Annotated in this window: 27 protein-coding genes; 9 read left to right on the top strand and 18 right to left on the bottom strand. The window is 41.3% G+C overall.

Features of this window, described 5'->3' with window-relative positions:
* Positions 1 to 14: 14 nt before the first annotated feature.
* The gene (locus tag ACFI4Z_RS10970) at positions 15 to 509 is read right to left on the bottom strand and encodes a transmembrane cytochrome oxidase associated protein (protein ID WP_462670632.1); all 495 of its coding nucleotides are present in this window, start codon (positions 507 to 509) and stop codon (positions 15 to 17) included.
* Positions 506 to 1,246, bottom strand: coding sequence for an SURF1 family protein (locus ACFI4Z_RS10965; protein ID WP_462670631.1), 741 nt, complete (start codon positions 1,244 to 1,246; stop codon positions 506 to 508). The genes ACFI4Z_RS10970 and ACFI4Z_RS10965 overlap by 4 nt, the downstream gene beginning before the upstream one ends.
* Between ACFI4Z_RS10965 and ACFI4Z_RS10960 the strand changes: the two genes are divergently transcribed.
* Positions 1,200 to 1,562, top strand: coding sequence for a DUF2909 family protein (locus ACFI4Z_RS10960; RefSeq protein WP_462670630.1), 363 nt, complete (start codon positions 1,200 to 1,202; stop codon positions 1,560 to 1,562). The two genes, ACFI4Z_RS10965 and ACFI4Z_RS10960, sit on opposite strands and share 47 nt — an antisense overlap.
* Here the strand turns inward: ACFI4Z_RS10960 and ACFI4Z_RS10955 are convergent.
* The 6 genes from ACFI4Z_RS10955 to ACFI4Z_RS10930 all read right to left on the bottom strand — a co-directional run bounded on the left by ACFI4Z_RS10955 (position 1,462) and on the right by ACFI4Z_RS10930 (position 7,566).
* The gene (locus ACFI4Z_RS10955; RefSeq protein WP_099295531.1) at positions 1,462 to 2,337 is read right to left on the bottom strand and encodes a cytochrome c oxidase subunit 3; all 876 of its coding nucleotides are present in this window, start codon (positions 2,335 to 2,337) and stop codon (positions 1,462 to 1,464) included. The two genes, ACFI4Z_RS10960 and ACFI4Z_RS10955, sit on opposite strands and share 101 nt — an antisense overlap.
* 11 nt (positions 2,338 to 2,348) lie before the next feature.
* A complete protein-coding gene (locus ACFI4Z_RS10950; RefSeq protein ID WP_462670629.1) occupies positions 2,349 to 2,876 on the bottom strand; it encodes a cytochrome c oxidase assembly protein in 528 nt (175 codons plus the stop codon).
* On the bottom strand, positions 2,876 to 4,477 hold the full coding sequence (ctaD, locus tag ACFI4Z_RS10945; protein WP_462670628.1) for a cytochrome c oxidase subunit I: 1,602 nt from the start codon (positions 4,475 to 4,477) through the stop codon (positions 2,876 to 2,878). Before ctaD ends, ACFI4Z_RS10950 begins: the two co-directional genes overlap by 1 nt.
* Entirely contained in the window at positions 4,474 to 5,619 is a 1,146-nt protein-coding gene (coxB, locus tag ACFI4Z_RS10940; protein WP_462670627.1) for a cytochrome c oxidase subunit II, read from the bottom strand. Before coxB ends, ctaD begins: the two co-directional genes overlap by 4 nt.
* A 464-nt stretch (positions 5,620 to 6,083) precedes the next feature.
* Complete coding sequence (lexA, locus tag ACFI4Z_RS10935) at positions 6,084 to 6,701, bottom strand: transcriptional repressor LexA (protein ID WP_462670626.1); 618 nt, start codon at positions 6,699 to 6,701, stop codon at positions 6,084 to 6,086.
* Positions 6,702 to 6,795: 94 nt separating this feature from the next.
* Positions 6,796 to 7,566 carry a hypothetical protein gene (locus ACFI4Z_RS10930; RefSeq protein WP_462670625.1) on the bottom strand — a complete coding sequence of 257 codons (771 nt, stop codon included), beginning with the start codon at positions 7,564 to 7,566 and terminating at the stop codon, positions 6,796 to 6,798.
* Positions 7,567 to 7,679: 113 nt separating this feature from the next.
* Here ACFI4Z_RS10930 and ACFI4Z_RS10925 point away from each other — a divergent pair, with 113 nt between their 5' ends.
* Positions 7,680 to 8,123: a PaaI family thioesterase gene (locus ACFI4Z_RS10925; protein ID WP_462670624.1), complete on the top strand. Its 444-nt coding sequence runs from the start codon at positions 7,680 to 7,682 to the stop codon at positions 8,121 to 8,123.
* On the opposite strand, the gene ACFI4Z_RS10920 is transcribed toward ACFI4Z_RS10925, so the two are convergent.
* Entirely contained in the window at positions 8,120 to 8,500 is a 381-nt protein-coding gene (locus tag ACFI4Z_RS10920; protein ID WP_462670623.1) for a hypothetical protein, read from the bottom strand. The two genes, ACFI4Z_RS10925 and ACFI4Z_RS10920, sit on opposite strands and share 4 nt — an antisense overlap.
* Positions 8,501 to 8,689: 189 nt before the next feature.
* On the opposite strand from ACFI4Z_RS10920, the gene ACFI4Z_RS10915 reads away from it, so the two are divergent.
* The 4 genes from ACFI4Z_RS10915 to ACFI4Z_RS10900 all read left to right on the top strand — a co-directional run bounded on the left by ACFI4Z_RS10915 (position 8,690) and on the right by ACFI4Z_RS10900 (position 12,224).
* The gene (locus tag ACFI4Z_RS10915) at positions 8,690 to 9,406 is read left to right on the top strand and encodes a hypothetical protein (RefSeq protein WP_462670622.1); all 717 of its coding nucleotides are present in this window, start codon (positions 8,690 to 8,692) and stop codon (positions 9,404 to 9,406) included.
* Positions 9,407 to 9,478: 72 nt separating this feature from the next.
* On the top strand, positions 9,479 to 10,132 hold the full coding sequence (locus tag ACFI4Z_RS10910; RefSeq protein WP_462670621.1) for an endonuclease: 654 nt from the start codon (positions 9,479 to 9,481) through the stop codon (positions 10,130 to 10,132).
* A 96-nt stretch (positions 10,133 to 10,228) separates the two neighbouring features.
* Positions 10,229 to 11,860 carry a S41 family peptidase gene (locus ACFI4Z_RS10905; RefSeq protein WP_462670620.1) on the top strand — a complete coding sequence of 544 codons (1,632 nt, stop codon included), beginning with the start codon at positions 10,229 to 10,231 and terminating at the stop codon, positions 11,858 to 11,860.
* Positions 11,853 to 12,224, top strand: a complete 372-nt coding sequence (locus tag ACFI4Z_RS10900) for a hypothetical protein (protein ID WP_462670619.1) — start codon at positions 11,853 to 11,855, stop codon at positions 12,222 to 12,224. Before ACFI4Z_RS10905 ends, ACFI4Z_RS10900 begins: the two co-directional genes overlap by 8 nt.
* Positions 12,225 to 12,265: 41 nt before the next feature.
* Here ACFI4Z_RS10900 and hmpA read toward each other — a convergent pair whose 3' ends face one another.
* The 3 genes from hmpA to ACFI4Z_RS10885 are packed head-to-tail and all read right to left on the bottom strand — an operon-like array spanning position 12,266 to position 14,972.
* Complete coding sequence (hmpA, locus tag ACFI4Z_RS10895; RefSeq protein ID WP_462670618.1) at positions 12,266 to 13,447, bottom strand: NO-inducible flavohemoprotein; 1,182 nt, start codon at positions 13,445 to 13,447, stop codon at positions 12,266 to 12,268.
* A 26-nt stretch (positions 13,448 to 13,473) separates the two neighbouring features.
* Complete coding sequence (locus tag ACFI4Z_RS10890) at positions 13,474 to 14,706, bottom strand: NnrS family protein (RefSeq protein WP_462670617.1); 1,233 nt, start codon at positions 14,704 to 14,706, stop codon at positions 13,474 to 13,476.
* Positions 14,706 to 14,972 carry a hypothetical protein gene (locus ACFI4Z_RS10885; protein WP_462670616.1) on the bottom strand — a complete coding sequence of 89 codons (267 nt, stop codon included), beginning with the start codon at positions 14,970 to 14,972 and terminating at the stop codon, positions 14,706 to 14,708. The genes ACFI4Z_RS10890 and ACFI4Z_RS10885 overlap by 1 nt, the downstream gene beginning before the upstream one ends.
* Before the next feature lie 158 nt (positions 14,973 to 15,130).
* Between ACFI4Z_RS10885 and norR the strand changes: the two genes are divergently transcribed.
* Positions 15,131 to 16,690 (top strand): nitric oxide reductase transcriptional regulator NorR, encoded by a 1,560-nt coding sequence (gene norR / locus ACFI4Z_RS10880; RefSeq protein ID WP_462670615.1) that lies wholly within the window; start codon positions 15,131 to 15,133, stop codon positions 16,688 to 16,690.
* Here norR and ACFI4Z_RS10875 read toward each other — a convergent pair.
* On the bottom strand, positions 16,685 to 17,578 hold the full coding sequence (locus tag ACFI4Z_RS10875) for a LysR family transcriptional regulator (RefSeq protein WP_462670614.1): 894 nt from the start codon (positions 17,576 to 17,578) through the stop codon (positions 16,685 to 16,687). The two genes, norR and ACFI4Z_RS10875, sit on opposite strands and share 6 nt — an antisense overlap.
* Before the next feature lie 126 nt (positions 17,579 to 17,704).
* On the opposite strand from ACFI4Z_RS10875, the gene ACFI4Z_RS10870 reads away from it, so the two are divergent.
* A complete protein-coding gene (locus ACFI4Z_RS10870; protein WP_462670613.1) occupies positions 17,705 to 18,274 on the top strand; it encodes an NADPH-dependent FMN reductase in 570 nt (189 codons plus the stop codon).
* Between the two features lie 3 nt (positions 18,275 to 18,277).
* On the opposite strand, the gene ACFI4Z_RS10865 is transcribed toward ACFI4Z_RS10870, so the two are convergent.
* Positions 18,278 to 18,721, bottom strand: coding sequence for a tellurite resistance TerB family protein (locus ACFI4Z_RS10865; protein ID WP_462670612.1), 444 nt, complete (start codon positions 18,719 to 18,721; stop codon positions 18,278 to 18,280).
* 136 nt (positions 18,722 to 18,857) lie between these two features.
* Here ACFI4Z_RS10865 and ACFI4Z_RS10860 point away from each other — a divergent pair, with 136 nt between their 5' ends.
* A complete protein-coding gene (locus ACFI4Z_RS10860; protein ID WP_462670721.1) occupies positions 18,858 to 19,184 on the top strand; it encodes a hypothetical protein in 327 nt (108 codons plus the stop codon).
* On the opposite strand, the gene ACFI4Z_RS10855 is transcribed toward ACFI4Z_RS10860, so the two are convergent.
* The 4 genes from ACFI4Z_RS10855 to leuC form a co-directional block, all read right to left on the bottom strand.
* Positions 19,181 to 19,774, bottom strand: coding sequence for a hypothetical protein (locus ACFI4Z_RS10855; protein ID WP_462670611.1), 594 nt, complete (start codon positions 19,772 to 19,774; stop codon positions 19,181 to 19,183). The genes ACFI4Z_RS10860 and ACFI4Z_RS10855 overlap by 4 nt on opposite strands.
* An 86-nt stretch (positions 19,775 to 19,860) precedes the next feature.
* Complete coding sequence (locus ACFI4Z_RS10850; protein WP_462670610.1) at positions 19,861 to 20,826, bottom strand: SRPBCC family protein; 966 nt, start codon at positions 20,824 to 20,826, stop codon at positions 19,861 to 19,863.
* A 116-nt stretch (positions 20,827 to 20,942) separates the two neighbouring features.
* A complete protein-coding gene (gene leuD / locus ACFI4Z_RS10845; protein ID WP_462670609.1) occupies positions 20,943 to 21,542 on the bottom strand; it encodes a 3-isopropylmalate dehydratase small subunit in 600 nt (199 codons plus the stop codon).
* Entirely contained in the window at positions 21,542 to 22,942 is a 1,401-nt protein-coding gene (gene leuC / locus ACFI4Z_RS10840; protein ID WP_462670608.1) for a 3-isopropylmalate dehydratase large subunit, read from the bottom strand. Before leuC ends, leuD begins: the two co-directional genes overlap by 1 nt.
* Positions 22,943 to 22,976: the final 34 nt, after the last annotated feature.

Here is a 22,976-nt window from a genome sequence, read left to right as displayed (position 1 = left end):
CCCTTTTAATGGCATTAGCTTGAGCGCGAATAATTGAGTAACTTTTTTAAGTCTTTTAATAGCCCCTTTTGTGTTAAGCGGTTTTGTTGTGGTTCTTGCTTATATGGGTAATGCAAAACAACTAAACCCATGTGATCAATTAGATATAAACTTGCAGGCTCAAGCTGATCTGTTTCTGCTAATTGTCGCCATGATGTTGCGGTTTCTTTTGGTTCTCCTAAAATCACCATGTCTACTTTGCCTTGGTTTTTACCCAGTGCGACATATAAGTTATCCATTGCATTTAATTGCTCAGTGCATGCTTGCGAGCACTGCTGTGGGTGATTAAGTGCAATTGTCCATTGCTTATGCTCTGATTCTTGCCACTCTTTTAGCTTTATTTCAGTCGCTAAAAACTCGCCATTGTTACTGATAGCGGGAGTGATCCACTCAAACTTCAGTGATAAATACGCCATAATTAATGGCACCAAACAGCACCCTATAAATATGATCATCGGTTTATTTTTCATTTTAAATCCTTCTTTTTACTTGCAAATACAGCAACCCCAATACACGCTAAACCAATTAACAGCCACTGCACCGCATAGCCATAATGTTTTTGCGGGCTCATTACAACAGCTTGATAATGCGGTATACCTAGCTCATCTCCTGCGCCTTGCCGATAGCCAATAAAATCAGCCATTAATGTTCCTGCTTGTTTAGAGAAAGCTTCTAAATCAATATTTTGAATTCGCTTAGGCCAACCATCTGACTGAGCTGCATCACTATTTTCTAAGGTAAAACCTGAGAGGTGTCCTTGTTTTAATTGTACTGTCATTTCTATAGGCTGCTTTGGCAGATTAACGGTTGGAAGCTGTTGACGTGTGAGAGGTGCTTTTACCCACCCTAAGTTAACAACAATGGGGATTTTACTGCCTGTTGGTGTAAATAAAGTAAGCACATCGTAGCCTACTTGTCCTTGGTATATTTGATTATCCAGCAACCAATAATACTGACTTTCGAGCCGACCAGTAAAAGTGACTTTTATACCAGTTTTATTCCAAGTAACTGGTAATGCCTGCACTTGAGACCATTGCATAACCCCCTGGTCTTGCACACTCTCAATATGTGCAAGCTGCAACTTTTTCGTTTCTGCACGCTGTATTTGCCAATAACTCAAACGCAAACATACGAATACCACAACTAACACCACGCAAACGATGAAAATTGAGCTAAGCTTTTGTTTACGCCATAAAACTAACTGCATAAAGGTGAACCCAGTGATTATAAAAATTATTATTGTACTGTTGTTATTGTTTATACTTTTTAACTTATTTCGTGCGTTATTTATTATGGTCTCTGGTCGTGATAAAGGACGGCCTATGTCTCATTATTTAGGCCGTCGCGTGCTATTTTCTGTCGTTGTACTTTTTGTTGTCATTGCCGCATTTAAACTTGGCTATATCAACCCGAATGTAAATCCTACAACACATATACAAACACAAATAAACACAACCAAACTACATCAACAAAATGCCAGTACCAAGCAGCAGCTTGAAAAGCAAAGTGCTTTTTGGGGCTAAAATGGCCTTTTAATATTCTAAAGAATACAACTAGTAAAATAATTGTACCCAATGTCACATGCATACCATGAAACCCGGTCAACAAGAAAAATGTATTGCCATAAACACCCGAGTCTAAGGTTAACCCTAGATCTTGATAAGCATGGATATACTCTTCAACCTGTAAGCCTAAAAACACAACCCCAAGTAAAATAGTGGCACCCAAAAAAACTTTTAACGGACCTCGTTTATTATTTTCCATTGCCACATGGGCAAAATGCAGCGTCACAGATGAGATGAGCAGTATGACTGTATTTATTAAAGGTAGTCCAAGCCACCCCATTGCTTGTGTTGTATCACCAGCTGGCGTAGTCACTAATGGCCATACAGCTTCAAATGTTGGCCATAGCACTTCATTTGTCATCGCATTGTTACCTGCGCCACCTAACCAAGGAACAGATATCATTCGGGCATAAAATAATGCACCAAAAAAAGCCATGAAAAACATTACTTCAGAGAAAATAAACCAGCTCATCCCTTGGCGAAATGATCTGTCCATCTGGGCTGAATACAAACCTTGATGCGATTCTTCAATCACATTTTTAAACCAGCTGAATAACATATAGAGTAAAATAGCAATGCCACCGTACAATATGTAATGTCCATTACCACCCTCTTCACTTGCTTGCATGACAGTTAGCGCAGCACCTACAGCGATTAAGAACATCGCAACAGCACCCACAATTGGCCAAGGGCTTTGATCTGGTACATAGTATTTTTCGTAATTTTGATTCATCTTACTTGCTCCTAATTACTAGCCAAAAATTGACTACTAATATCAAATACGGTGTACGACAAAGTTAACTCTTCAACATCACTTGGTAGCTCAGTATCGACATAAAAAAGGAGTTTAAACTCAACTTCTTCTCCCGCTTTAAGCGGCTGTTGGTCAAAACAAAAACACGCCATTTTATGAAGATACTTAGCAGCTTTACCCGGTGACACTGAGGGAACTGCCTGCATAACTTTGTCTTGGTTGCTAAGGTTTTTTGCCTTAAACAATACTTCTCGCATTGCACCAGGTTTTACCACCACACTGTATTCATGTGATTTCACTTCAAAAGGCGCGCCACTTTGAGCATGTGTTGTAAAGCTAACATCCACTTCGCGATTATCAGTAATGGTGTTACTTTGCTGTGCTTGCTCTAGAGAGGGCTTACCATTTAAGCCTGTGATATCGCAAAAAACATCGTATAAAGGCACCAAAGCAAAAGCGAAAGCAAACATGCCTATGCATATTAATACCAGTCGTTTAAGCAAAGGCGCATGCGTCATTATTTAATCTCCGGCGGTGTTTCGAACGTATGGTACGGCGCAGGCGATGCAACTTCCCATTCCAACCCTTCAGCACCATCCCACACTTTTGCTGGCACCTTGTCACCGCCTTTCGCGCACTTATAAACCACAACAACAAATAGTAACTGCGACAACCCAAAGGCAAAGCCACCAATACTAATAATCGCGTTAAAGTCAGCAAATTGCAGCGCGTAATCTGGGATCCGTCTTGGCATACCAGCCAGCCCCACAAAATGCATTGGGAAGAACAGCACGTTTACACTCACCAAAGATAGCCAAAAGTGCCACTTAGCTAAGGTTATATTAAACATATTGCCCGTCCATTTTGGCAGCCAGTAGTATGCACCCGCCATTATCGAGAATACGGCTCCGGTCACTAACACATAATGAAAATGTGCCACCACAAAGTACGTGTCGTGATACTGAAAATCGGCAGGTGTAATAGCTAACATCAAGCCTGAGAATCCACCTAGAGTAAACAGCACTATAAACGCAATACTGAACAACATGGGTACTTCAAAGCTGATAGAACCTCGCCACATGGTGGCTACCCAGTTAAACACTTTTACCCCAGTAGGCACCGATATCAGCATCGTTGCATACATAAAGAATAGCTCAGCTGCAACAGGCATTCCCGTCGTGAACATATGATGCGCCCAAACAATAAAGCTTAGCAGCGCAATTGAGGAGGTTGCGTACACCATAGAGGCGTAGCCAAAAAGCTTTTTACGAGAAAAGGTCGGTACTATCGTCGAAATAATACCAAATGCAGGCAATATCATAATGTACACTTCAGGGTGACCGAAGAACCAGAAAATATGCTGGAACATAACCGGATCGCCCCCACCAGCAGCATCAAAAAAGCTGGTTGCGAAGTATTTATCAGTTAATACCATAGTGACTGCACCGGCTAACACGGGCATTACTGCTATCAATAAAAACGCTGTGATCAACCACGTCCAAACAAATAACGGAAGTTTCATCCACGTCATGCCAGGCGCACGCATATTAACGATAGTTACAACCACGTTGATGGCACCCATAATGGAGCTAATGCCCATTATATGCACCGCGAACACAAATAAAGCGGTATTATCATTACTATACGTTGTTGAAAGCGGCGCATAGAATGTCCACCCAAATGCAGGACCACCACCTGGCATAAACAACGATGCTAACAAAATCAAAAACGCAAAAGGTAAAATCCAAAAGCTCCAGTTATTCATTCTAGGTAGAGCCATATCCGGCGCGCCAATCATTAAGGGCACCATCCAGTTTGCCAACCCAGTAAATGCTGGCATCACCGCTCCAAACACCATAATTAACCCGTGAACCGTGGTCATTTGGTTAAAGAAGTGAGGGTCGACCAGCTGTAACCCAGGCTGAAATAATTCAGCACGGATCACCATAGCCATGGCACCACCAATTAAAAACATGGTAAGTGAAAATATTAAATATAAACTACCAATGTCTTTATGATTAGTAGTAAATAACCAACGTTTAAAACCCTTTGCTGGGTGATGATGCCCCGCATCATGATGCGCAACGTCGTTATTATGCTCGTCTGTTATGCTACTCATGGCTTAGCCTCCGCAGTTTCATCAATCCATGCCTGAATATCACTTGGCTGAACTACTTCACCTGTATTGTTACCCCACGCATTACGTTTATAGGTAATAACAGCGGCAAGCTGTTTAATTGATAGTTGTTTTACAAACGCCTGCATGGCAGTACCTGGGCTACCTTGTACAACAATATCTATGTGATCTTTAATATCTCCCAATACGATAGGGCTTCCCTTAAGAGCAGGGAAAACACCGGGTAATCCCATGCCTGTGGGTTGATGGCAGGCAGCGCAACTAGCCATGTATACTTGCTCACCCAATACCATAAGCTCTTCTTTTGGTAGGGTTTGGTCTAATAGTGCTGCATCCGCAGCTGCAGCTTGTTGTTTAGCTTGCTTAGCATTGGCTAACCAAACATCAAATTCTGCCTCGGACTTGGCCTCTACTACGACTGGCATAAAACCGTGGTCCTTGCCACATAGTTCAGCGCATTGACCTCGGTAAATACCCTCTTCATTAATTCGGGTCCATGTCTCATTGATGAAGCCTGGATTGGCATCCTTCTTAACAGCAAAGTCAGGCACCCACCATGAATGAATAACGTCATCTGAGGTCATTAAAAAACGAATTTTTTTGTTAATTGGTAGCACTAAAGGTTTGTCAACCTCGAGTAGATAGGTATCCGTTTTTTCAGCTTGATTTGCAATTTGGTCACTTGGTGTTGAAAGAATAGAATAAAAATCAACATCTTCTCCCATGTATTCATAATGCCACTTCCACTGCGACCCCGTCACTTTTATAGTGATGTCAGCTTTACTGGCATCCTCCATCGCTATTAAAGTTTTAGTGGCTGGTACTGCCATGGCTATAAGAATGACAAAGGGAATTGCCGTCCAAAGTATCTCGACTTTTGTACTTTCATGAAATTGGGCAGGTACCGCCCCTTTCGATTTACGATGATGTATTAATGCCCAAAACATAACGGCAAATACAATCACCCCAATCACACAACATATTATAAAAATTGTCATGTGCAGTTGATAAACGTTATTACTTATATCGGTTACACCTTCGCGCATATTAAATTGGCTGTTTGCCAATAATTGCTGCGGAAGCATTAGTAATATAAGCCACAAGGTAGAGCTCAATTTACCCATGTGACAGCTCCTTTTGATGCTATTGCAAGACGCAAAGCGAAGAGGCGGCACTGCTTTATTCGCGCCAATTCGTTATTTTTTATTGTTACTGGTTATATTTTTGCCTTCAGACGCTACAACGCAAAAGATCACTAATTAACACAGCGTATTAACCAATTAGTTAAAAAATAAACAATTAGCAAGTTTTTAAGTAAATAAAATTCTATTTTGGTGCAAAAATAACAATGTTAAATCAGGGCGTTATTTTGTTTTTGGGAAATAGTGTAAGGGCTTAAAACTAGCGGATAACAAGGTATGATAAGGGTTAAGACGCTACATAGAAGTGTGAGATACAGTAGCTAAAGTTGAAAAAATATAAAAGCACCAAATTTCACTCATTTGGTGCATTGAGCATAAGCTGAATAAGCCAGTAACTATCTAAACAAGCTTAATGTTTATCATTGGCTTGTGCAGTAAACCCGCACTTACATCCAATCAGCGTTACGGATTACGCCGACCGCTAACCCTTCAATATTAAATGATTCATGCTCAAGATCGACCTCAATTGCACTGAACTCATCATTTTCAGCATGTAAGAGAACTTTCTTCCCTGCTTTTTCAATGCGTTTAACTGTCACGTCTTCGTCAACACGCGCAACAACTACTTGGCCGTTTTCAGCAACTTGTGTTCGATGAACTGCTAGTAAATCACCATCCATAATACCAATGTCTTTCATACTCATACCTTGAACACGCAGTAAAAAATCAGCGGCTGGCTTGAACATTAAAGGGTCAATCTGACAATGGCTTTCAACATGTTGTTGTGCAAGTATTGGTTCACCAGCTGCAACTCGGCCAATCAATGGCAAACCTAACTGTTCTGGCTCATCCTCTTCTACCAGCTGAATGCCACGACTGGCACCGGGCTTCATTTTAATTACACCCTTTTTAGCAAGTGCTTTTAAGTGTTCTTCAGCTGCATTGGCACTTTTAAAACCCAAGGTCTGGGCTATTTCGGCGCGCGTAGGTGGCATCCCAGTATCTTTGATAAATACTTTAATGAGTTCGAGAATTTGAGCTTGGCGATTCGTTAATGGGCGCATACAACTGGTTTTCCATACAGTACATTTAACTGTGAGTATATACAGTTATTTAAAAATCGCAAATTTTAAATTAGTTACCTTTAGCCCTTCTTGTTTACCACCTAGTACTTAATAATAAAGTGGCACTATTTAAACCATCATCAGATTTAAAAGATGCGCCTAAACCAAACTTTAACGCTATATGCTCATTAAACCAGTACTGTGTTTGCAACTCATAGTTATCAGTATTATTGCCATGATCACGAACATTAGCGACCAAAGCAACTGACCATTCTTGATTTATATAATACGCTACCCGCCCTTGAACATACCGATAGCGCCCAACTAACTGCTTAGCTTGTAGATCCCAGCCTCTATTATTGGTTAAGCTGGTCCAACGCACATACGGCGCATAACTCCATTCAACCGACGTTACATTGTCTTTTAAATAATAGTCTCTCCCTTGAAAATAGTTGTAAAAAGCAGTTAAGCCTATTTGTAGTTGATCATTTACCTGGTTTCCAATTGAGGCCGTCACTAAAGAGCTGTCTGATTGCCTATGGCCGCCATCATCATCAACATGCCGCAAGCCAGCCGCTAAAATTAAGCCATGTTGCCAATAATAAGTCGCATCACTGGTAATATAATAAAGGTTGTCATTCGCAAAGCCACCTAACGCAATATTGTTCACTCGGTGCAAGTGACTTTTCAACTCTTGAGGACCCGATAAGACATTTAAGTCATCACTAAAATAACGGTATCTCGCACCTAAAAATGCTTTATCCAAACCACTTAAATCAGTAAACCCGAGATCAACCTGATGATTGATATCTGCATAGCTGGATAACGATAAAAAGCCAATTAACAGCATTATTCCTTTTTTCATCATGCGTTCCTAAAATGTAACATTAGGTATATTTTAGCTATTTAGATGATCTTAACTGTAGGAAAGTGTACAAAAGTGTAGACTGGCTTTAAATTTATAATTGAGGACATTCCATGACTATTTGGTATCACCCAATCACTCTAGCGCAGTGTAAACAACTTGATGAAGGCATTAATGGCCAAGGCACATTAATGAAAACCATGGGTATAGAAATCACTGAGATTGGCGACGACTATTTAGTGGCAACTATGCCTGCAATACCTGCACACCACAATCCTATTGGAATGGTTCATGGAGGAGCAAACGTTGTACTTGCAGAAACAGTTGCCAGCTATGCAGCCAATTTTGTTATTGATTTCACAAAATTTTACTGTGTAGGCCAAGAAATTAATGCAAACCACTTAAAAGCATCGCGAAATGGCATACTTACAGCTGTTGCAAAGCCTATACACATAGGTAAACGGACATCGGTATGGGAAATTAAAATAACAAACAGTCGAGGCGAGCTGTGCTGCGTATCAAGAATGACCGCAGCAGTGGTTGAGCGTAAAAATTAACTTTCTATTGGGTAAATCGTTATCTCAACGCCTGCACCGATAGCAGATATTCGCAGTAGCGTATCCGCTTGCAACGCTTGATTAAAACATTTTGGTGAAGTGCCTGATTCAAAGCCTATATCAAACGTGCGCCGAGAGCACGCTAGCCATTGTTTTAATGCATTACGTGAACAGGATTCAATTAATTCACACATATGGTTAATGGCTTTATCTGGAGTAGACACTTCAATATTCGCCTCAATACGCGCTAATTGACGATACTCATCTTTGTCATAGTGTAAAACTGTGGCAATTTTTTTTAAGTCTGCCACTAGTGAACTAATATCTTGTTTAGACTCAAGCTCTAGATCTACATTTAAAAATTGAATTTCCGACATGCTATTGTTTTACCCCGCGTTAATTACAACGCAAACTTTAACCTAAATTTGCGTTTATACCAAACCCTATCCCTTGCAAATTAGACCATCACCTACGTAGCTAGCCCTAATGCGACAATTTGCCACATGGTCAAACACTGTATACTTTGTAAAATACTGCACAAAAAAATAATAACAAATGAGTTCTTGATGAATAAACGTATTTTTAAGCACGCTCGTAAATGTCATAAATGGCTTGGATACATTCTTGCTTTGCAAATTCTTGCATGGCTGTTAGGTGGTTTAGTCATGAGCGCTATTCCGCTTGAAAAAGTTCATGGTAAACATTTGGCAACTCGAGCTATCGATAATCCATTTACTCAGGCAGATTACCCAGCATCGCTCGACAAAATAGTTGCTCAAGTCAAACAGCCTAAACAGATTACCTATTCTCATTTTTTAAACACCCCAATCATTACGCTAAAAACTGACTCAAAAGCGCTGCATTTTAATGGGTTAACGGGGCAACCACTTAGTAACCCCAATAAAATACAAATTGCTGCAAATGCAAAAGCCCACCTACTAATTGACGCTGAGATTAATAGGATAATTAAACTTGAAACAGGGCCTCGAGAAGTTGGCTACAAAGAAAATATATGGCAAGTGAGTTTTAACGACACTTTTAATACAACACTCTATTTATGGGCAGATAGTGGTAAAGTAATCACAGTTCGCAGCACGATATGGCGAATTTTTGACTTTTTTTGGATGTTACACATAATGGACTACGATGAACGCGAAGATTTTAATAATCCATTATTAATTAGCTTCTCTGCGACCAGTGTCTTATTTTGTTTAACTGGCTTTGTTTTATTGTTTCAAAATGTGCGTTTGCGCAACCGTAAACAATCTAGAATAAGCTCCTAATAATTCATTATTTACCCATTAGATTAATAACTCTAAAATGGCGTATCCTGTAGTTCACTAAAATGATTGGATATGCCTTATTTTATTATTGCGCTGATAGCTTCACTTGCAAGCTTTAACCTCCACAGCGAGCAATTTACTCGCTTCTCAACGGCAAAAAGACATTTAATAAAAACGTTACCCAGTGATGCCAAAAGCATTTACTGTGGCTGCGATATAAAACGCCAAGGAAAAAAATTAATACCTGATCCTTCAGCATGTGGCTATCAACCGCGCAATGCCGTAACACGCTCAGGTAAACCCAATGCTCGTGCCGTTCGGATTGAATGGGAGCATATAGTCCCTGCATGGGAATTTGGCCACCAGTTACAATGTTGGCAAAATGGTGGGCGAAAAAACTGCGTGAAAACCAGTGCGCAATTTAGAAAAATGGAAGCCGATATTAATAACCTTGCTCCTGCAATCGGTGAGATTAACGCTGATAGGTCGAATTATCGCTTTGGTATGCTTGCAGGTAGCGCCACACAATATGGTAACTGTCAGGTAAAAGTTAACTTTAAACAACGAGTTGTTGAGCCACCCGCTTATTCACGAAAGCGTATTGCAGATGCATACTTTTACATGCAAAAAACCTACGGATTAAAAATATCTAATAAGCAACAACAGTTATTTAGAGCATGGCAAAACCAGAGTTTAGCGCAAACCAAAAACTCTCAGCATCTTTAACTCTACAAATGTTTACATTATAAACATATTTTTTGTTGCCTATCTTGGGCTGTATTGATATTTTCGAAACAAGTATTTACAGGAACGTAACTAAGTATGTTTAATAAAAAAAGAATCTCTACTGCTATTCTCATTGCTTTTTCTGGCCTTGCAATTACAGCATGTGGAGGCGGCGGTAGCCTAAATAAAGATTCAAATGATACAGACTCTACCAATGTGGTAACACCGCCACCACAGTCTAATGAGGTTGAATGGGTTGCGGGTGAATTTGACCCATCAAGTACATTTAAAAACCAATGTGATGTGCCACGCACAGGCAACGATCCATACAATAATAACCAGCCATACCCTGATAAAGCAGGCTCCACCCTGACAGAAAAAATGTGGTTGCGCTCTTGGAGTGATGAAACATATCTTTGGTATGATGAGATCACAGACAAAAACCCTGAAAGCTTTGATACTGTTGCGGCATATTTTGCACAATTAAAAACTGAGCAAACCACAGATTCTGGCGCTAAGAAAGATAACTTTCATTACAGCGAACCAACAGAAGACTTTTACAAAGAAGCACAATCAGGCGTGGTATCAGGTTACGGCATTAACTGGTCATTTATTTCAAATACGCCACCAAGAGTGTTAAGAGTTGCCTATCTTGAAGATAATTCACCGGCACAAAATGCAGGAATACAACGTGGCGATACCGTTCTTTCTGTTGATGATGTAAGCATAGATACCAACACTCAAGATGGAATTGACTCGCTCAATAGTATTTTGTTTGGCCCAACGGCTGGCGAAGCACACAACTTTAGAGTGCGCAGTAATGACGGGACTGAAAAATCAATCTCCATTACAGCAGGTAACATTGCAAAAACCCCGGTGCAGAACGTAAATACGTTTACTACACAAAACAATACACGTGTCGGTTATATGCAGTTCAATAGCCATATCGGTATTGCGCAAGAAGGTTTAATCGATGCCGTTAATAAGTTTAAGGCTGATCAAGTCGACGAATTAGTCATCGATTTTAGATACAACGGCGGTGGTTTATTAGCCATGTCGTCACAATTAGCTTACATGGTTGCTGGCCCTGCTAACACCGATGATTTTTACTATTATCAAACCATTCAGAATGACAAGCTACCAGAGGAAGTACCTTTGTCATTCATTAATCAAGAAATTGATTACTCAACATTTGAAGGCAAACAAATACTCTTACCTGATTTAAACCTATCAAAAGTTTATGTCCTTAGCACATCAGGTACTTGCTCTGCCTCTGAAGCCTTTATTAATGGTTTAAAAGGGATTGATGTTGAAGTGGTATTAATTGGCGACACAACGTGCGGTAAACCTTATGGTTTTACACCTACGCATAACTGTGCAACCACTTACTATACTATTCAGTTTAGTGGTGCTAATTACAAAGGCTTTGGTGAATATTCAGATGGTTTAACACCCACCCCTGCACCACAGTTTTCAGCTGATGTTAAAGGCTGCCCTATTGCTGATGACTTTGATCATCAACTAGGTGATACAAACGAAGCACTACTATCAACGGCGTTATACCATATTACAAATAATGGCTGCCCTGAAGTGCCACAAAATGTAAAACAACAACCTGCCAGCTATACACAAAGCAACGAAACTGGTTTATCACTTGAGATACCTCAGTCGCTTTACAACACAAATATGGATTTAACCTGGCCTAGTACAGGGGACGCAAATGACTAAATACATGCTAAGTGCTATTTGCGCAGTAATACTAACCGGATGCAACAGCACACAGGCTTTAGAGCCTCAAGATGCAACCCTAACACGAGTAAATCCGGGCATTGTTACCCAGCTGCAACAAGCAATTCAAACTGCAAAAGGTGGTCCTTTAGTGACTCTTGCGGATGATGTATTTACTAAAAGCGCACAGCTTTTGATAGATCACGGCACGAAGAAAGGTCCTGATGGCATGCCTATTATGGGCGCACATAACATCCCTTCAGAAAAGTTTGTCTTGCAAAAATCAGGGGAGCAATGCTTTTTATTTTACCCTAAAAAACAACTGAGTATTCCACTTAGCAATGTCGAATGTGAAGTTATTTAAAACCAAAAAGGCGCATTAAGCGCCTTTTTGCTATAAGCGGATTAAAGCGCTTGGTGTGGACCAAACACCTCGTAATGTATGCGTTCAGCATCAACGTTCAAAGCAAGCAGTTGTTGCCTAATTGCTGCCATAAAACCTGTTGGGCCACATAGGTAAAAATCGCCTTCTAGCAATGGAAGTTGATCTGCAACAGTGCTTATATTCATTAACCCTCTGAACACTTCATCTTTAGTTTCTTGATTATACCAAGTGTAATGCCTTAAGGAGGAATGCACGGCAGCAAGATCTGCTAAATAATCGGCAAACGCATGATGCTGTGCATTTTCACAGGCGTGTAAATAAAAGGTGTTTGTGCTCACTTCATCCTGTAATAATGTTTGCAGCATCGCTAGCATAGGAGTTTGACCAACACCAGCCGAAATTAGCACTGTTGGTTTTTTACTGTCTTTTAAAAAGAAATCACCAGCTGGCGGAAACAGCTCTACAGTATTACCCACATCAAGTGAGTGTAAGTAGTTGGAAACAATGCCAGGACCCGGTAAAAGCTCTTTTTTCACACTGATTCGGTAGTTTTCTCCATTACTTTGTTGAGAAATAGAGTATTGCCTAATTTCATTGTATTGCGTGTCATCAGGTTTTACCTTTATCCCTAGATATTGCCCAGGTTTGTGAGCTATTACCGCCTTGTTATCAATCGGCGCAAGTATAAAGCTGGTGACTAACGCAGACTCAATGTGTTTTTCTTTTATAACAAATGGACGTGTACCTGACCAACCTCCATGTTTGGTTTTACTGTGTTCGTAAAGCGCGGCCTCTTCGGTTATACAAATATCAGCAAGTAAAGCATATGCCTCTCGCCAAGCGTACTCCACTTCAGCGGTGAACTGCTCAGGTAATAGCTCTTTTAAGGTGCCAATCAAATGCCCACCCACAATAGGGTAGTGCTCAGGCAAGATATGCATACTGGCGTGTTTATGATTAATTCGTGCTAGTGCCTCTTTCAACACATCTAAGTTATCAATGTGTTGTGCATACGCAGCTAACGCATTAAATAATGCAAACTGCTGACGGCCGCTGCGTTGATTGGCCATATTAAAAATATGCTGTAACTCAGGGTTGTGACTAAATAGCCGATTATAAAAATGTTCTGTCACAACTGTCCCTGCTTGGGCCAGTAAAGGAGCTGTACTTTTTACAATCGAAATGGTTTTTTCAGATAACATACTACGTTTCCTAATAACTTAAAAAATTAACCCCGACGCCCATCAACACGACGCCGCGTCAAAATAGGTGTGAAATGGAGCAAGAACAGTAAAAATGCCACCAGCCAACATAATGCGCTTAGCTGCCACGCAGTAGATGAGCCAATGACGGTGGGAAGTAATGAACGAGTTATCGCCGCAATAATCATTAAAATGAACGCAGCCGATATAGCGTGTGGAACACAAAGAGAACGGCCTGTATGACCCAGTGATACACGACTCATCATGGCTAAAATCATCATGCTAATCGTGCCGATAGTGATCATATGCAGCGCGTCGCTAAATAAGATAATTGAACTGAAAAAGCTCAGGGCAACCAAGGTTAAACCCACACCCAAAGCAAAATAAGACAGATGCAGTGACCACAAAAGTGGCACTGTAAATACCTTATTATTCCACCATATAAAGGAGCGAGTTAAGTGCAAAGCAGCCACGGCGCTCATTATCCAACCGGGGTTTAAACTGCGCACAAATACCTGACTAATGAAAAAAGCAGAGACACCCAGCACCGCGCAATACAGCAATATTTTATCTAATCGGGGCGAGCGCACTTGCTCGCTGAGCTCTAAGCCTCGTGCTGTAAAAAAGGGCACAACACGCCCGGCAATGACCCCAACTAATACCGTCATTACTAAGATGGCGGTATCAACGATTGATAATGCCAAGGCACTCTGTTGTAAATTGACTAACCATAGATAGGAAATATTTAAAGCTGCTAGCGCACTGAGCATAAATAGGAACACATAGTTATTGTTACTTTTAGCCGCAATCAGCATGTTGGCTAAAACGATAATAGCGCCAAGCCACCATAAAAACTGTAATCCAATCACCAGATATACATTAATATCGCTAACACTTGGAATTGAGATGAAAAATGCACCGCGCGCTGCTAACCAAATCAAGGTTAATCCCATCAAACGCCATCCACTGATACTAGGCACGCCGGTCCAGGTTTGAGCCGCGGTTAATAAAAAGCCTACAGCAACAAAACCTGCAAAACCAAACATCATTTCATGAGCGTGCCAGAGTGTTGCAGGCATACTTAACTGCCAATTTGCATACCCAGTTAAAATAAGTAACCAATAGCCAATAGAAAAAAGGGCAAGCAAGCCCGCACCTAAAAAAGCAGGGCGAAAAGCGAGGTTCCAGATTGGCCATTGACTAATTTGATAAAAACGCACATTTTCAGCCGCCGGCTCTGTTAAATTTATTGGGCGCATTAGCGTACCTCTCTACCTAAGCTACTTAATGCAACACAGCGCAACACATAACTAATTTTTAAAATAGTCGCTGCGATAATAGTGGAAATATGCGCCACTATTTGTAGCTTAATTGAAAGCAAATCAGCCAACGGGTAACTAAATAAAACAGTCACTCCAAGGGACAGGCAACTCAGTAAAAGCGCCCAGTTAGCGCCTATTAATAAACGCAGGTAAAAATCAGTATCTGTGGCTAAGTTGCTGCAAACAGTGTTGTAGTAAGACATAAATCACCCTGTACATTATGGATATACACCTTGTATTGCACAGAGTGAGCCAACAATTAAAGTCATTAATTATCAATACCTTAATCTTTCACTGTTGACTTAAGTGTCATAATGACACACCATTAAAAAAAAATAAAACACATTAGAGTCAAATTGACATGATAGATACTACTGTCCTTTTAAACACCGCTTTGCAGCTAGGCGCTATTAAGGCACAAGCCAATCACTATCAACATATTATTGAGTGTGTAAAAGGCGTAGTCTCCAGTGATGCAACTGCATTGCTTATTAGTCAAAACAACGTATTAAAACCAGTGGCCATCGATGGCTTAATGCCAGATACATTAGGCAGACGATTTGTGATCAACGATCACCCCCGCTTACAGGCTATTTGTCGCTCGGGACAACCGTTACAATTTGCTCAAGATTGCTCGTTACCGGATCCTTATGATGGGTTACTTAACCATCAAGAAGGGGATATTCCCGTGCATGCCTGCCTGGGTATGCCATTATTAGAAGGCGACACTTTATTGGGTGTGATTACATTAGATAGCCTAAATGCCCACGCCTTTGATGACTTTGATATGCAACAGCTCGCCATACTTAGTCAGCTGTGTGCAGCACAGTTAAAAACCGCCCTTTTGTTACAGCAGTACCAACATCATGCCCAGCATAGTCATGCATTAGTACAAGAGTTAAATCGTGAAGCACTCACCCGAGATGGGGTTGAAATTATTGGCCACAGCCCAGCGATGCAAACCTTAAGAAATGACATAAAACTGGTTGCAGGTTCTGAATTTAGCGTACTTATTCAGGGTGATACTGGGGTTGGAAAAGAACTTGTTGCCCGCAATATACACTTACACTCGAAGCGCAGTCGGCAGCCTTTGATCCATTTAAACTGTGCCTCATTACCTGAAAACCTCGCCGAAAGTGAATTTTTTGGTCATGCCAAAGGGGCGTTTACAGGCGCGGAAAATGCACGCCAAGGAAAGTTTCAACTCGCTGATGGTGGCACGTTATTCTTAGATGAAATTGGCGAATTACCACTTACGATGCAAAGTAAATTACTGCGGGTATTACAAAGTGGTGAAATTCAAACGCTCGGCGAAGATAAGATAAAATATGTTGATGTACGTGTGATCGCCGCAACTAACCGTAATCTTAAAGATGAAGTGGCACAAGGTCGCTTTAGGGCCGATTTATATCACCGGCTCAGTGTGTATCCTTTACATGTACCGACATTAAAACAACGTGAAAACGACGTGGTACTTCTAGCCGGTTTCTTTATCGAAAAAACAGCCAGAAAACTAGCCATTAAGCAACTAAAACTGAGCGTCGAGGCGCAGCTGACATTAACTCAATACTCTTGGCCTGGCAATGTTCGAGAGTTAGAGCATGTTATAAGCCGCGCAGCATTAAAAGCCAAACAAAGCCAGTGGCAACAAGCCATCATTACCATTGAGGCTGAACATTGCGAGCTCAACCTTAATAGACAAACTTCAGCTCTAATCCCGACGCCTGCGACCATGCAAGAAAATAGCCCGCAACTGTCATTAAAACAAGCAACAGATACCTTTACGCATAATCTCGTTAGTCTGCAGCTTGAGCAGCATAATTTTAACTGGGCTGCGACCGCACGCACCTTAAATGTCGACCGCGCTAATTTGATCCGGCTAGCGAAAAGGCTCGGTATAAAAGTAAAAAAGTCACTATAAGGTAATCTCTTTAAAATATGCTTTTAATAGTTGGCTAAATGCCTGCACCTTCGCAGTACGATGTACAAGATGATGTGTTACTAACCATAAATCGGTAGGCCAACTTAATTCACTCGCTAATACCGGCACTAAATCGGGATATTGCGCAGCTACATCATGTTGTAAGCCACCGATACCTAGCCCTTTCACAATCGCCCGAGTAGCTTCAGAGGTTTCAGACACGCGTAATTTAACTTGTGATGCGGGAATATTTTCATCTACCCAAGCAAAATAAGGCACCTTGGCATTGTAACCTGCTACGCCAGAAACAAAATTATGTAGCTCTAACTGCTTTAATGACTTAGGCAGCCCATGCTTCTCTATATAACGTTTAGATGCATAAAAGCCCGATGACAAATGAGCTAAGTGCTGAGCAATATAATCCCCTTCATCAGGCCGTGGACCTGCACGCACTGCAATATGCGCTTGACCATGATCTAAACGTAAACGTTTTTGGTCAAGAATGACTTCTAACTGCACTTGCGGGTGCAAACTCTGAAATTGCTCACACACATCGCTTAGTACATCAATGAACCCACTTACAGTGGTAAGCAATAAACTGCCTCGTAAAGTGCTATCTGCTGCAATTATGTCATTATGTAAGCGCTCAAGGTCAGTATTAATCGCCTGTGCCGTGGTAAATAGTTTTGCACCTATTTCTGTTACTTTATAGCCACGTGCGTGGCGGTGAAATAATCGTGCATTTAAGTTTTTTTCTAAGTTATTGATCCGCCTAAGCACCGTACTGTGGTGTACGTTGAGCTTTTCAGCAGCAGCAGTCAATGTCCCTAACCGCGCGACTTCATAGGCAACTTTTACATCTTGCCAATCATCAAAGTGTATCGCCATGCTTACTCATTATTCTTACTGTGCATATATGCACATAAGTTTTGCGTTTATTTGGCTTTTATGCAAGTACATATTTGCTAAAGTAAGTAACAAGATAATTAAACAAACAACATTAAGGCGAATACCATGACTGCACCTAAAATTATTGCCTTAGCAGGCAGCTTACGTAAAGACAGCTTTAACCAAAAATTAATTAATGAAGCAGCCCGCTTTGCATTAGAAAGCGGTGCAGAGGTAGAGGTAATCAAACTCGGTGATTTAAACTTACCAATGTTTGATGAAGATATTGAAGCACAAGGTACACCTCAGGGCGCTCAACTCCTCAAAGACAAATTACGCGCTGCAGACGGTATTTTACTTGCCAGCCCTGAATATAATGGCTCAATTACCGCCGCACTTAAAAATGCCATTGACTGGGCTTCGCGCACAGAGCAAGGCAGTGTTCCAGCGTTTCGTAATAAAGTGACTGCACTTTACGCCTCTTCACCTGGTGGTTTAGGGGGCCTTCGAGGATTAAACCATGTTCGCGATATTCTATCGGGTATCGGTAGTTTAGTGCTGGCAGACCAACTTGCAGTGCCATCCATCCACACTGTACTTGATGAAAATGGCCGTATTAGCGACCCTGCTACAGCAGAAAAAGTAGCAGGCTTGGCGCAACAACTTGTTAGCGTTGCCAGCAAACTAAATAAGTAATCGCTAAATTTTTGTCGCTGCTAACTTAGCAGCGATAAAGTCCTCATGGGTAACATACAATAAGTTTGCCACCCTGCGAATAACATACTCTTCTTGTGGGTCTAACTCACCATCGGCATACGCTAATCGCCACAATAACTCTACAATATCGATGCGCTGCTGCGCGCTGCATTGATTATTGATCTGCTTAGAAAATTGAAAGTAGTCTATGGCGTCATCTAAACTTTTACCCGCGCTTTGCATTAACTCATCTACTTGAGTATCCGTTAACTCAAAATATTTTTTAAGCGTGGCTGATAGCGCTTTTAGTTCTTCATCTTGCTGCTCTGTGTCAGCACGCATGACCTCAATCAATAATGCCGCAACTGCCGTTTTCAAGTCATGCTCTTGCATCTGAGTTGGCTGCTCAGTAAACGTTGAAAATAGCTGTTTTATTTGTTTGAACATCACATTTTCCCTTTTTGGGTGTTAGACTTAGATCATGATTTACCACTGTAGTTAAATCGCCGACGCAATACAATAATGGAGTGTGAGGTATATGAGAGGAAAAATAGCACAAAGCTTAAAATTAAGCGGTAGTTTAATGCTATTGATAAGTTGTGCCGTGACATACGCAGAGGTTGGCAAAACCGAAAAGCGCTATGATTTTGATCATGAAGTGCATTATCACCAAACTCAAATTGACGATAATAACTATCGCCTCGAAATACAATCAGACAGCTATCAGCACTTCCAAAAACAATCTGTGTTTTTACTACGCCATGCTCAACGCTTATGCAAGGGCAACTCTTTTATGTTAAAAGTGACTGATGGCGTACAAGAATATGAGCGCTTCCCTAGCAAACCTCGCCCCTATCAGCCACCTTTAACGGTGTTGCTACAGTGTGAAACCGAGCCAAATAAAGGCTAGTCTTTATAGCCCCAAGGCGCAGCAGGTGGTGTAATTGGTTTAGTTAAATCAAAATCAACCCGGAACTCACGGCCTTGACGAATTAAACGATAGGTAAACTGCTCTGGATAAATATACATTTGCCACGTATTACCCATTGATTGCGGTATCCCTTGATTAACAAACAATTTTTTTGAATACTGATCCGCAGGAAACGACTGCACGCTCTTAAAACCCGCATCAACCGTATGGCCGCCATACATAGTTGAGATATCGTCAGTGCCGTCTTTATGGCGATGATCGTGCTTTAAGCTCAAGCCACTGCCTGTTTTTGTGATGATCCATGTACGAGATGCATCATCCCCAACATGAAAAGGCACTTGGAGCTCTCGCTCGTTGCAGCGGCGAACATGCATAACCAGCTTTTTACCTGCGAACGAGCTCGGGCCTGCGGCATTATCAACCGTAACTTTACCCTCATACGCTTTACCGCAGTGGGCAGCAATATTATCAAAAAAGCCATCATGGCTTGGAATAGACACCAAAGGCGCAGGGCGCGCAAATGCCGCAGTAGATGCCAACAATAAAGTCGCAGCAGTTAATAATTTCATAGCATGTTCCTAAAAATATAAAGTTGCAGCTTAGCTTGATTGTACATACAAAGAAAATATTCTCGTTAAATGGTTATCGCTCAGTTTTATACCGCCTTTTCAGATCTTTTTTTAAGTAACGTTAGCAAAGAGTGATGAAAATCCTGAAAAATAACCTCTCCCCAAAATCGCGAATAAATGCCAAAGCTTGTATTGTCTTGAACCGTAGTTTTTAAAGTTAAGCGTGTGTGGCCATCAGATGTAGATGTTAAGTAGTAGCCACCATAAAGCGGGGAAAAATACTCACCACCTAGCTTTACATGTTTATCGAGCGCATTATCTGGTATTAAATCAGGGTCTATATCAAACCGATAAAGCATGTGCTGATTAGGCTGCCAATCTGTAATCACCTCATTAAATACAACCCCTTTTTGCCATTTACTCGTCCTTATAGCGCCGACCCCCTTTGCATTCATGTCCGCTTGCAACGGTCGAGGAATACCAATGAACTGAGAAAATGACAGTGGAAACTCCCCTTCTTCTATGTAGCTTACATCGGCCAAATGGCGCCAAACAACTTCAATAGGGGCGTGTATTACTATATCGTTTTTCACTTCATAGGTTTGCGAAAGCGCTAAAAAATTAACTTCAAGCGGCGATAATACCAAGGGTAAAAAGGCAACTGACATTAATATTTTTTTATCTTTCTGTACCCACGTACGGTGGACAAAACCAGCTAACATGCCGCCAATACTTGCAAAAAGCATAAAGGCAGGTAATGCCATAGCCACACAAATGCTACCTTCGAGCAACGTAGCAACACTTACTAATAAAAACACAAAAATAGGCTGCCAAGACTTAACAGCCATTTGTTTGTAAGACATTAATTGGTTAACTTTGTACTCAAAATAAATGCGGATATAACCAATAGCTACAGGAACTAAAAACATAAAAGAAATAGTAACAAGGCTGCTAAAGTTGATCGTATTACCAAACTCTATAAACACCCGCATTGCAATACCATAAAGCGCACCTAAAATAATGCCGATATGTTTTGGAGAAAATGATTTCATCATTATGCTTATTGTTTTTATTATCTGCGTTTTTCCAACGTTATCAACAATATTCTATGGCAGCAATAAAAAACGCGGCCAGAGCCGCGTTTCATTGTTTAATAACTTTTAAACCACTACTGCCAAGGACGTTCGGCGTTAAGCTTTGCTTCAAAGGCGTCGATTTGTGGGTTTAGGGTTTCGGTCACGCCGATAAAATCTAAGCCACTTAATAAGCGCTCTTTTACGTCTTTGCGAATATCAAAGCTAATAGGTGCAAACTTGTTACTGGTCAACGTTTGATTTTCAAGATCGATGTCGATATGAATATCGTCGTGCTGTTCACTCAGTACAAATAAGTCATCCAATGTTTGCGCTGGTAATGCAATCGCAAGCATTTGGTTATTACCACAGTTATTAAAGAAAATATCAGCAAAGCTTTCTGCCAAAATCACTTCAAAACCGTATTGTTTAAGTGCCCAAGGTGCATGCTCACGTGATGAGCCACAGCCAAAGTTATCGCGCGTTAACAATATTTGCGCACCTTGGTAACAGGGGCGATTTAAAATAAACTCTGGGTTTGGCTCGCCGTTATCTAAATAGCGCCAATCGTAAAACAGTGCTGCATCAAAGCCGTCACGGCTGGTTGATGTTAAGAACTGCTTAGGGATAATCTGGTCAGTATCGACGTTGTTTTTATCTAGTGGGGCCATTAAGCCGCTAAAATAAGTGCTCATTAAGCCTCTCCTCTAATATCAACAAAACAACCATGTATGGCTGCCGCTGCAGCCATTGCTGGGCTAACTAAATGTGTGCGACCACCACGGCCTTGGCGACCTTCAAAGTTACGATTTGAGGTAGATGCACAGCGCTTGCCTGCACCTAAACGGTCATCATTCATTGCTAAGCACATTGAACAACCCGGCTCGCGCCACTCAAAACCCGCCGCTTTAAAAATATCGGCTAAGCCTTCATCTTCGGCTTGCTTTTTCACTAACCCTGAACCCGGTACAATTAACGCTTCAACGCCAGCAGCAACTTGCTTACCTTGCACAATATGAGCAGCAGCACGTAAATCTTCAATCCGGCTGTTAGTACATGAGCCAATAAATACGGTATCAACGCTTGCTGATGACAGTTTTTCTCCCGCTTTTAAGCCCATGTACTTAAGTGCACTACGAATTGCATCAGCTTTAATTAAATCAGATTCTTTATCTGGATCGGGTATAAATTCATCCACACCAATTACTTGCTCAGGGCTCGTGCCCCACGTAATTTGCGGCTGAATGCTGCTAGCTTCAAGTTCTACTTCTAAATCAAATTGCGCGCCTTCGTCGGTTTTTAATGTTTCCCAATATTCAACAGCTGCATCAAAGTCAGCACCTTTTGGTGCAAACGGGCGACCTTTTAAGTAATCATACGTAATTTGGTCAGAGGCTATTAAACCGGCTTTCGCGCCCATTTCAATACTCATGTTACACAGTGTCATACGCGCTTCCATTGACAGTGCTTCAATGCCTTCACCACAAAACTCTGCCACATAACCTGTACCACCTGCTGTACCAAGTTTACCAATCACCGCCATTATTAAATCTTTGGCCGTCACAGTTGGGCGTAAAACACCATTAATTTGAATTTTTAATGACTTGGCTTTTTTCTGCTGTAGTGTTTGCGTTGCGAGTACGTGTTCAACCTCAGAGGTGCCAATACCGTGAGCAAGCGCACCAAATGCACCGTGCGTTGAGGTATGGCTATCGCCGCACACTATGGTAGTGCCCGGTAAGGTAATCCCTTGCTCAGGCCCCATTACATGCACAATGCCTTGATTAATTGAGTTTAAATCGTAAAGCGTAATGCCAAATTCTTTACAGTTTGCATCAAGCGCCATTAATTGATTTTTAGATACTTCGCTGGCAGCATCAAGTGATCGGCTTTTAGTCGATACATTATGATCCATAGTCGCGATGGTTTTTTCTGGGCAACGTACTTTACGATTTTTTTCACGAAGGCCTGCAAACGCTTGCGGCGAGGTTACTTCGTGGACTAAGTGACGGTCAATATAAAGTAAGTCGGTTTGCTCATTAATACTGGCCACTACATGTGCTTGCCAGATTTTGTCGTATAAAGTTTGGGCCACTTGCTAATTCCCTAATGCTGTTTTGAGCCGAAGC

The sequence above is a fragment of the Pseudoalteromonas sp. RWi3 genome (assembly GCF_054960735.1).
This window is presented reverse-complemented; position numbering and strand designations above follow the sequence as displayed.

Excerpts from the sequence above, each read along its gene's own strand:
- ACFI4Z_RS10970 (WP_462670632.1), bottom strand. The coding sequence starts at position 509 with ATGAAAAATAAACCGATGATCATATTTATAGGGTGCTGTTTGGTGCCA.
- ACFI4Z_RS10960 (WP_462670630.1), top strand. The coding sequence starts at position 1,200 with ATGAAAATTGAGCTAAGCTTTTGTTTACGCCATAAAACTAACTGCATA.
- ACFI4Z_RS10965 (WP_462670631.1), bottom strand. The coding sequence starts at position 1,246 with ATGCAGTTAGTTTTATGGCGTAAACAAAAGCTTAGCTCAATTTTCATC.
- ACFI4Z_RS10955 (WP_099295531.1), bottom strand. The coding sequence starts at position 2,337 with ATGAATCAAAATTACGAAAAATACTATGTACCAGATCAAAGCCCTTGG.
- ACFI4Z_RS10950 (WP_462670629.1), bottom strand. The coding sequence starts at position 2,876 with ATGACGCATGCGCCTTTGCTTAAACGACTGGTATTAATATGCATAGGC.
- ctaD (WP_462670628.1), bottom strand. The coding sequence starts at position 4,477 with ATGAGTAGCATAACAGACGAGCATAATAACGACGTTGCGCATCATGAT.
- coxB (WP_462670627.1), bottom strand. The coding sequence starts at position 5,619 with ATGGGTAAATTGAGCTCTACCTTGTGGCTTATATTACTAATGCTTCCG.
- lexA (WP_462670626.1), bottom strand. The coding sequence starts at position 6,701 with ATGCGCCCATTAACGAATCGCCAAGCTCAAATTCTCGAACTCATTAAA.
- ACFI4Z_RS10930 (WP_462670625.1), bottom strand. The coding sequence starts at position 7,566 with ATGAAAAAAGGAATAATGCTGTTAATTGGCTTTTTATCGTTATCCAGC.
- ACFI4Z_RS10925 (WP_462670624.1), top strand. The coding sequence starts at position 7,680 with ATGACTATTTGGTATCACCCAATCACTCTAGCGCAGTGTAAACAACTT.
- ACFI4Z_RS10920 (WP_462670623.1), bottom strand. The coding sequence starts at position 8,500 with ATGTCGGAAATTCAATTTTTAAATGTAGATCTAGAGCTTGAGTCTAAA.
- ACFI4Z_RS10915 (WP_462670622.1), top strand. The coding sequence starts at position 8,690 with ATGAATAAACGTATTTTTAAGCACGCTCGTAAATGTCATAAATGGCTT.
- ACFI4Z_RS10910 (WP_462670621.1), top strand. The coding sequence starts at position 9,479 with ATGCCTTATTTTATTATTGCGCTGATAGCTTCACTTGCAAGCTTTAAC.
- ACFI4Z_RS10905 (WP_462670620.1), top strand. The coding sequence starts at position 10,229 with ATGTTTAATAAAAAAAGAATCTCTACTGCTATTCTCATTGCTTTTTCT.
- ACFI4Z_RS10900 (WP_462670619.1), top strand. The coding sequence starts at position 11,853 with ATGACTAAATACATGCTAAGTGCTATTTGCGCAGTAATACTAACCGGA.
- hmpA (WP_462670618.1), bottom strand. The coding sequence starts at position 13,447 with ATGTTATCTGAAAAAACCATTTCGATTGTAAAAAGTACAGCTCCTTTA.
- ACFI4Z_RS10890 (WP_462670617.1), bottom strand. The coding sequence starts at position 14,706 with ATGCGCCCAATAAATTTAACAGAGCCGGCGGCTGAAAATGTGCGTTTT.
- ACFI4Z_RS10885 (WP_462670616.1), bottom strand. The coding sequence starts at position 14,972 with ATGTCTTACTACAACACTGTTTGCAGCAACTTAGCCACAGATACTGAT.
- norR (WP_462670615.1), top strand. The coding sequence starts at position 15,131 with ATGATAGATACTACTGTCCTTTTAAACACCGCTTTGCAGCTAGGCGCT.
- ACFI4Z_RS10875 (WP_462670614.1), bottom strand. The coding sequence starts at position 17,578 with ATGGCGATACACTTTGATGATTGGCAAGATGTAAAAGTTGCCTATGAA.
- ACFI4Z_RS10870 (WP_462670613.1), top strand. The coding sequence starts at position 17,705 with ATGACTGCACCTAAAATTATTGCCTTAGCAGGCAGCTTACGTAAAGAC.
- ACFI4Z_RS10865 (WP_462670612.1), bottom strand. The coding sequence starts at position 18,721 with ATGTTCAAACAAATAAAACAGCTATTTTCAACGTTTACTGAGCAGCCA.
- ACFI4Z_RS10860 (WP_462670721.1), top strand. The coding sequence starts at position 18,858 with ATGCTATTGATAAGTTGTGCCGTGACATACGCAGAGGTTGGCAAAACC.
- ACFI4Z_RS10855 (WP_462670611.1), bottom strand. The coding sequence starts at position 19,774 with ATGAAATTATTAACTGCTGCGACTTTATTGTTGGCATCTACTGCGGCA.
- ACFI4Z_RS10850 (WP_462670610.1), bottom strand. The coding sequence starts at position 20,826 with ATGAAATCATTTTCTCCAAAACATATCGGCATTATTTTAGGTGCGCTT.
- leuD (WP_462670609.1), bottom strand. The coding sequence starts at position 21,542 with ATGAGCACTTATTTTAGCGGCTTAATGGCCCCACTAGATAAAAACAAC.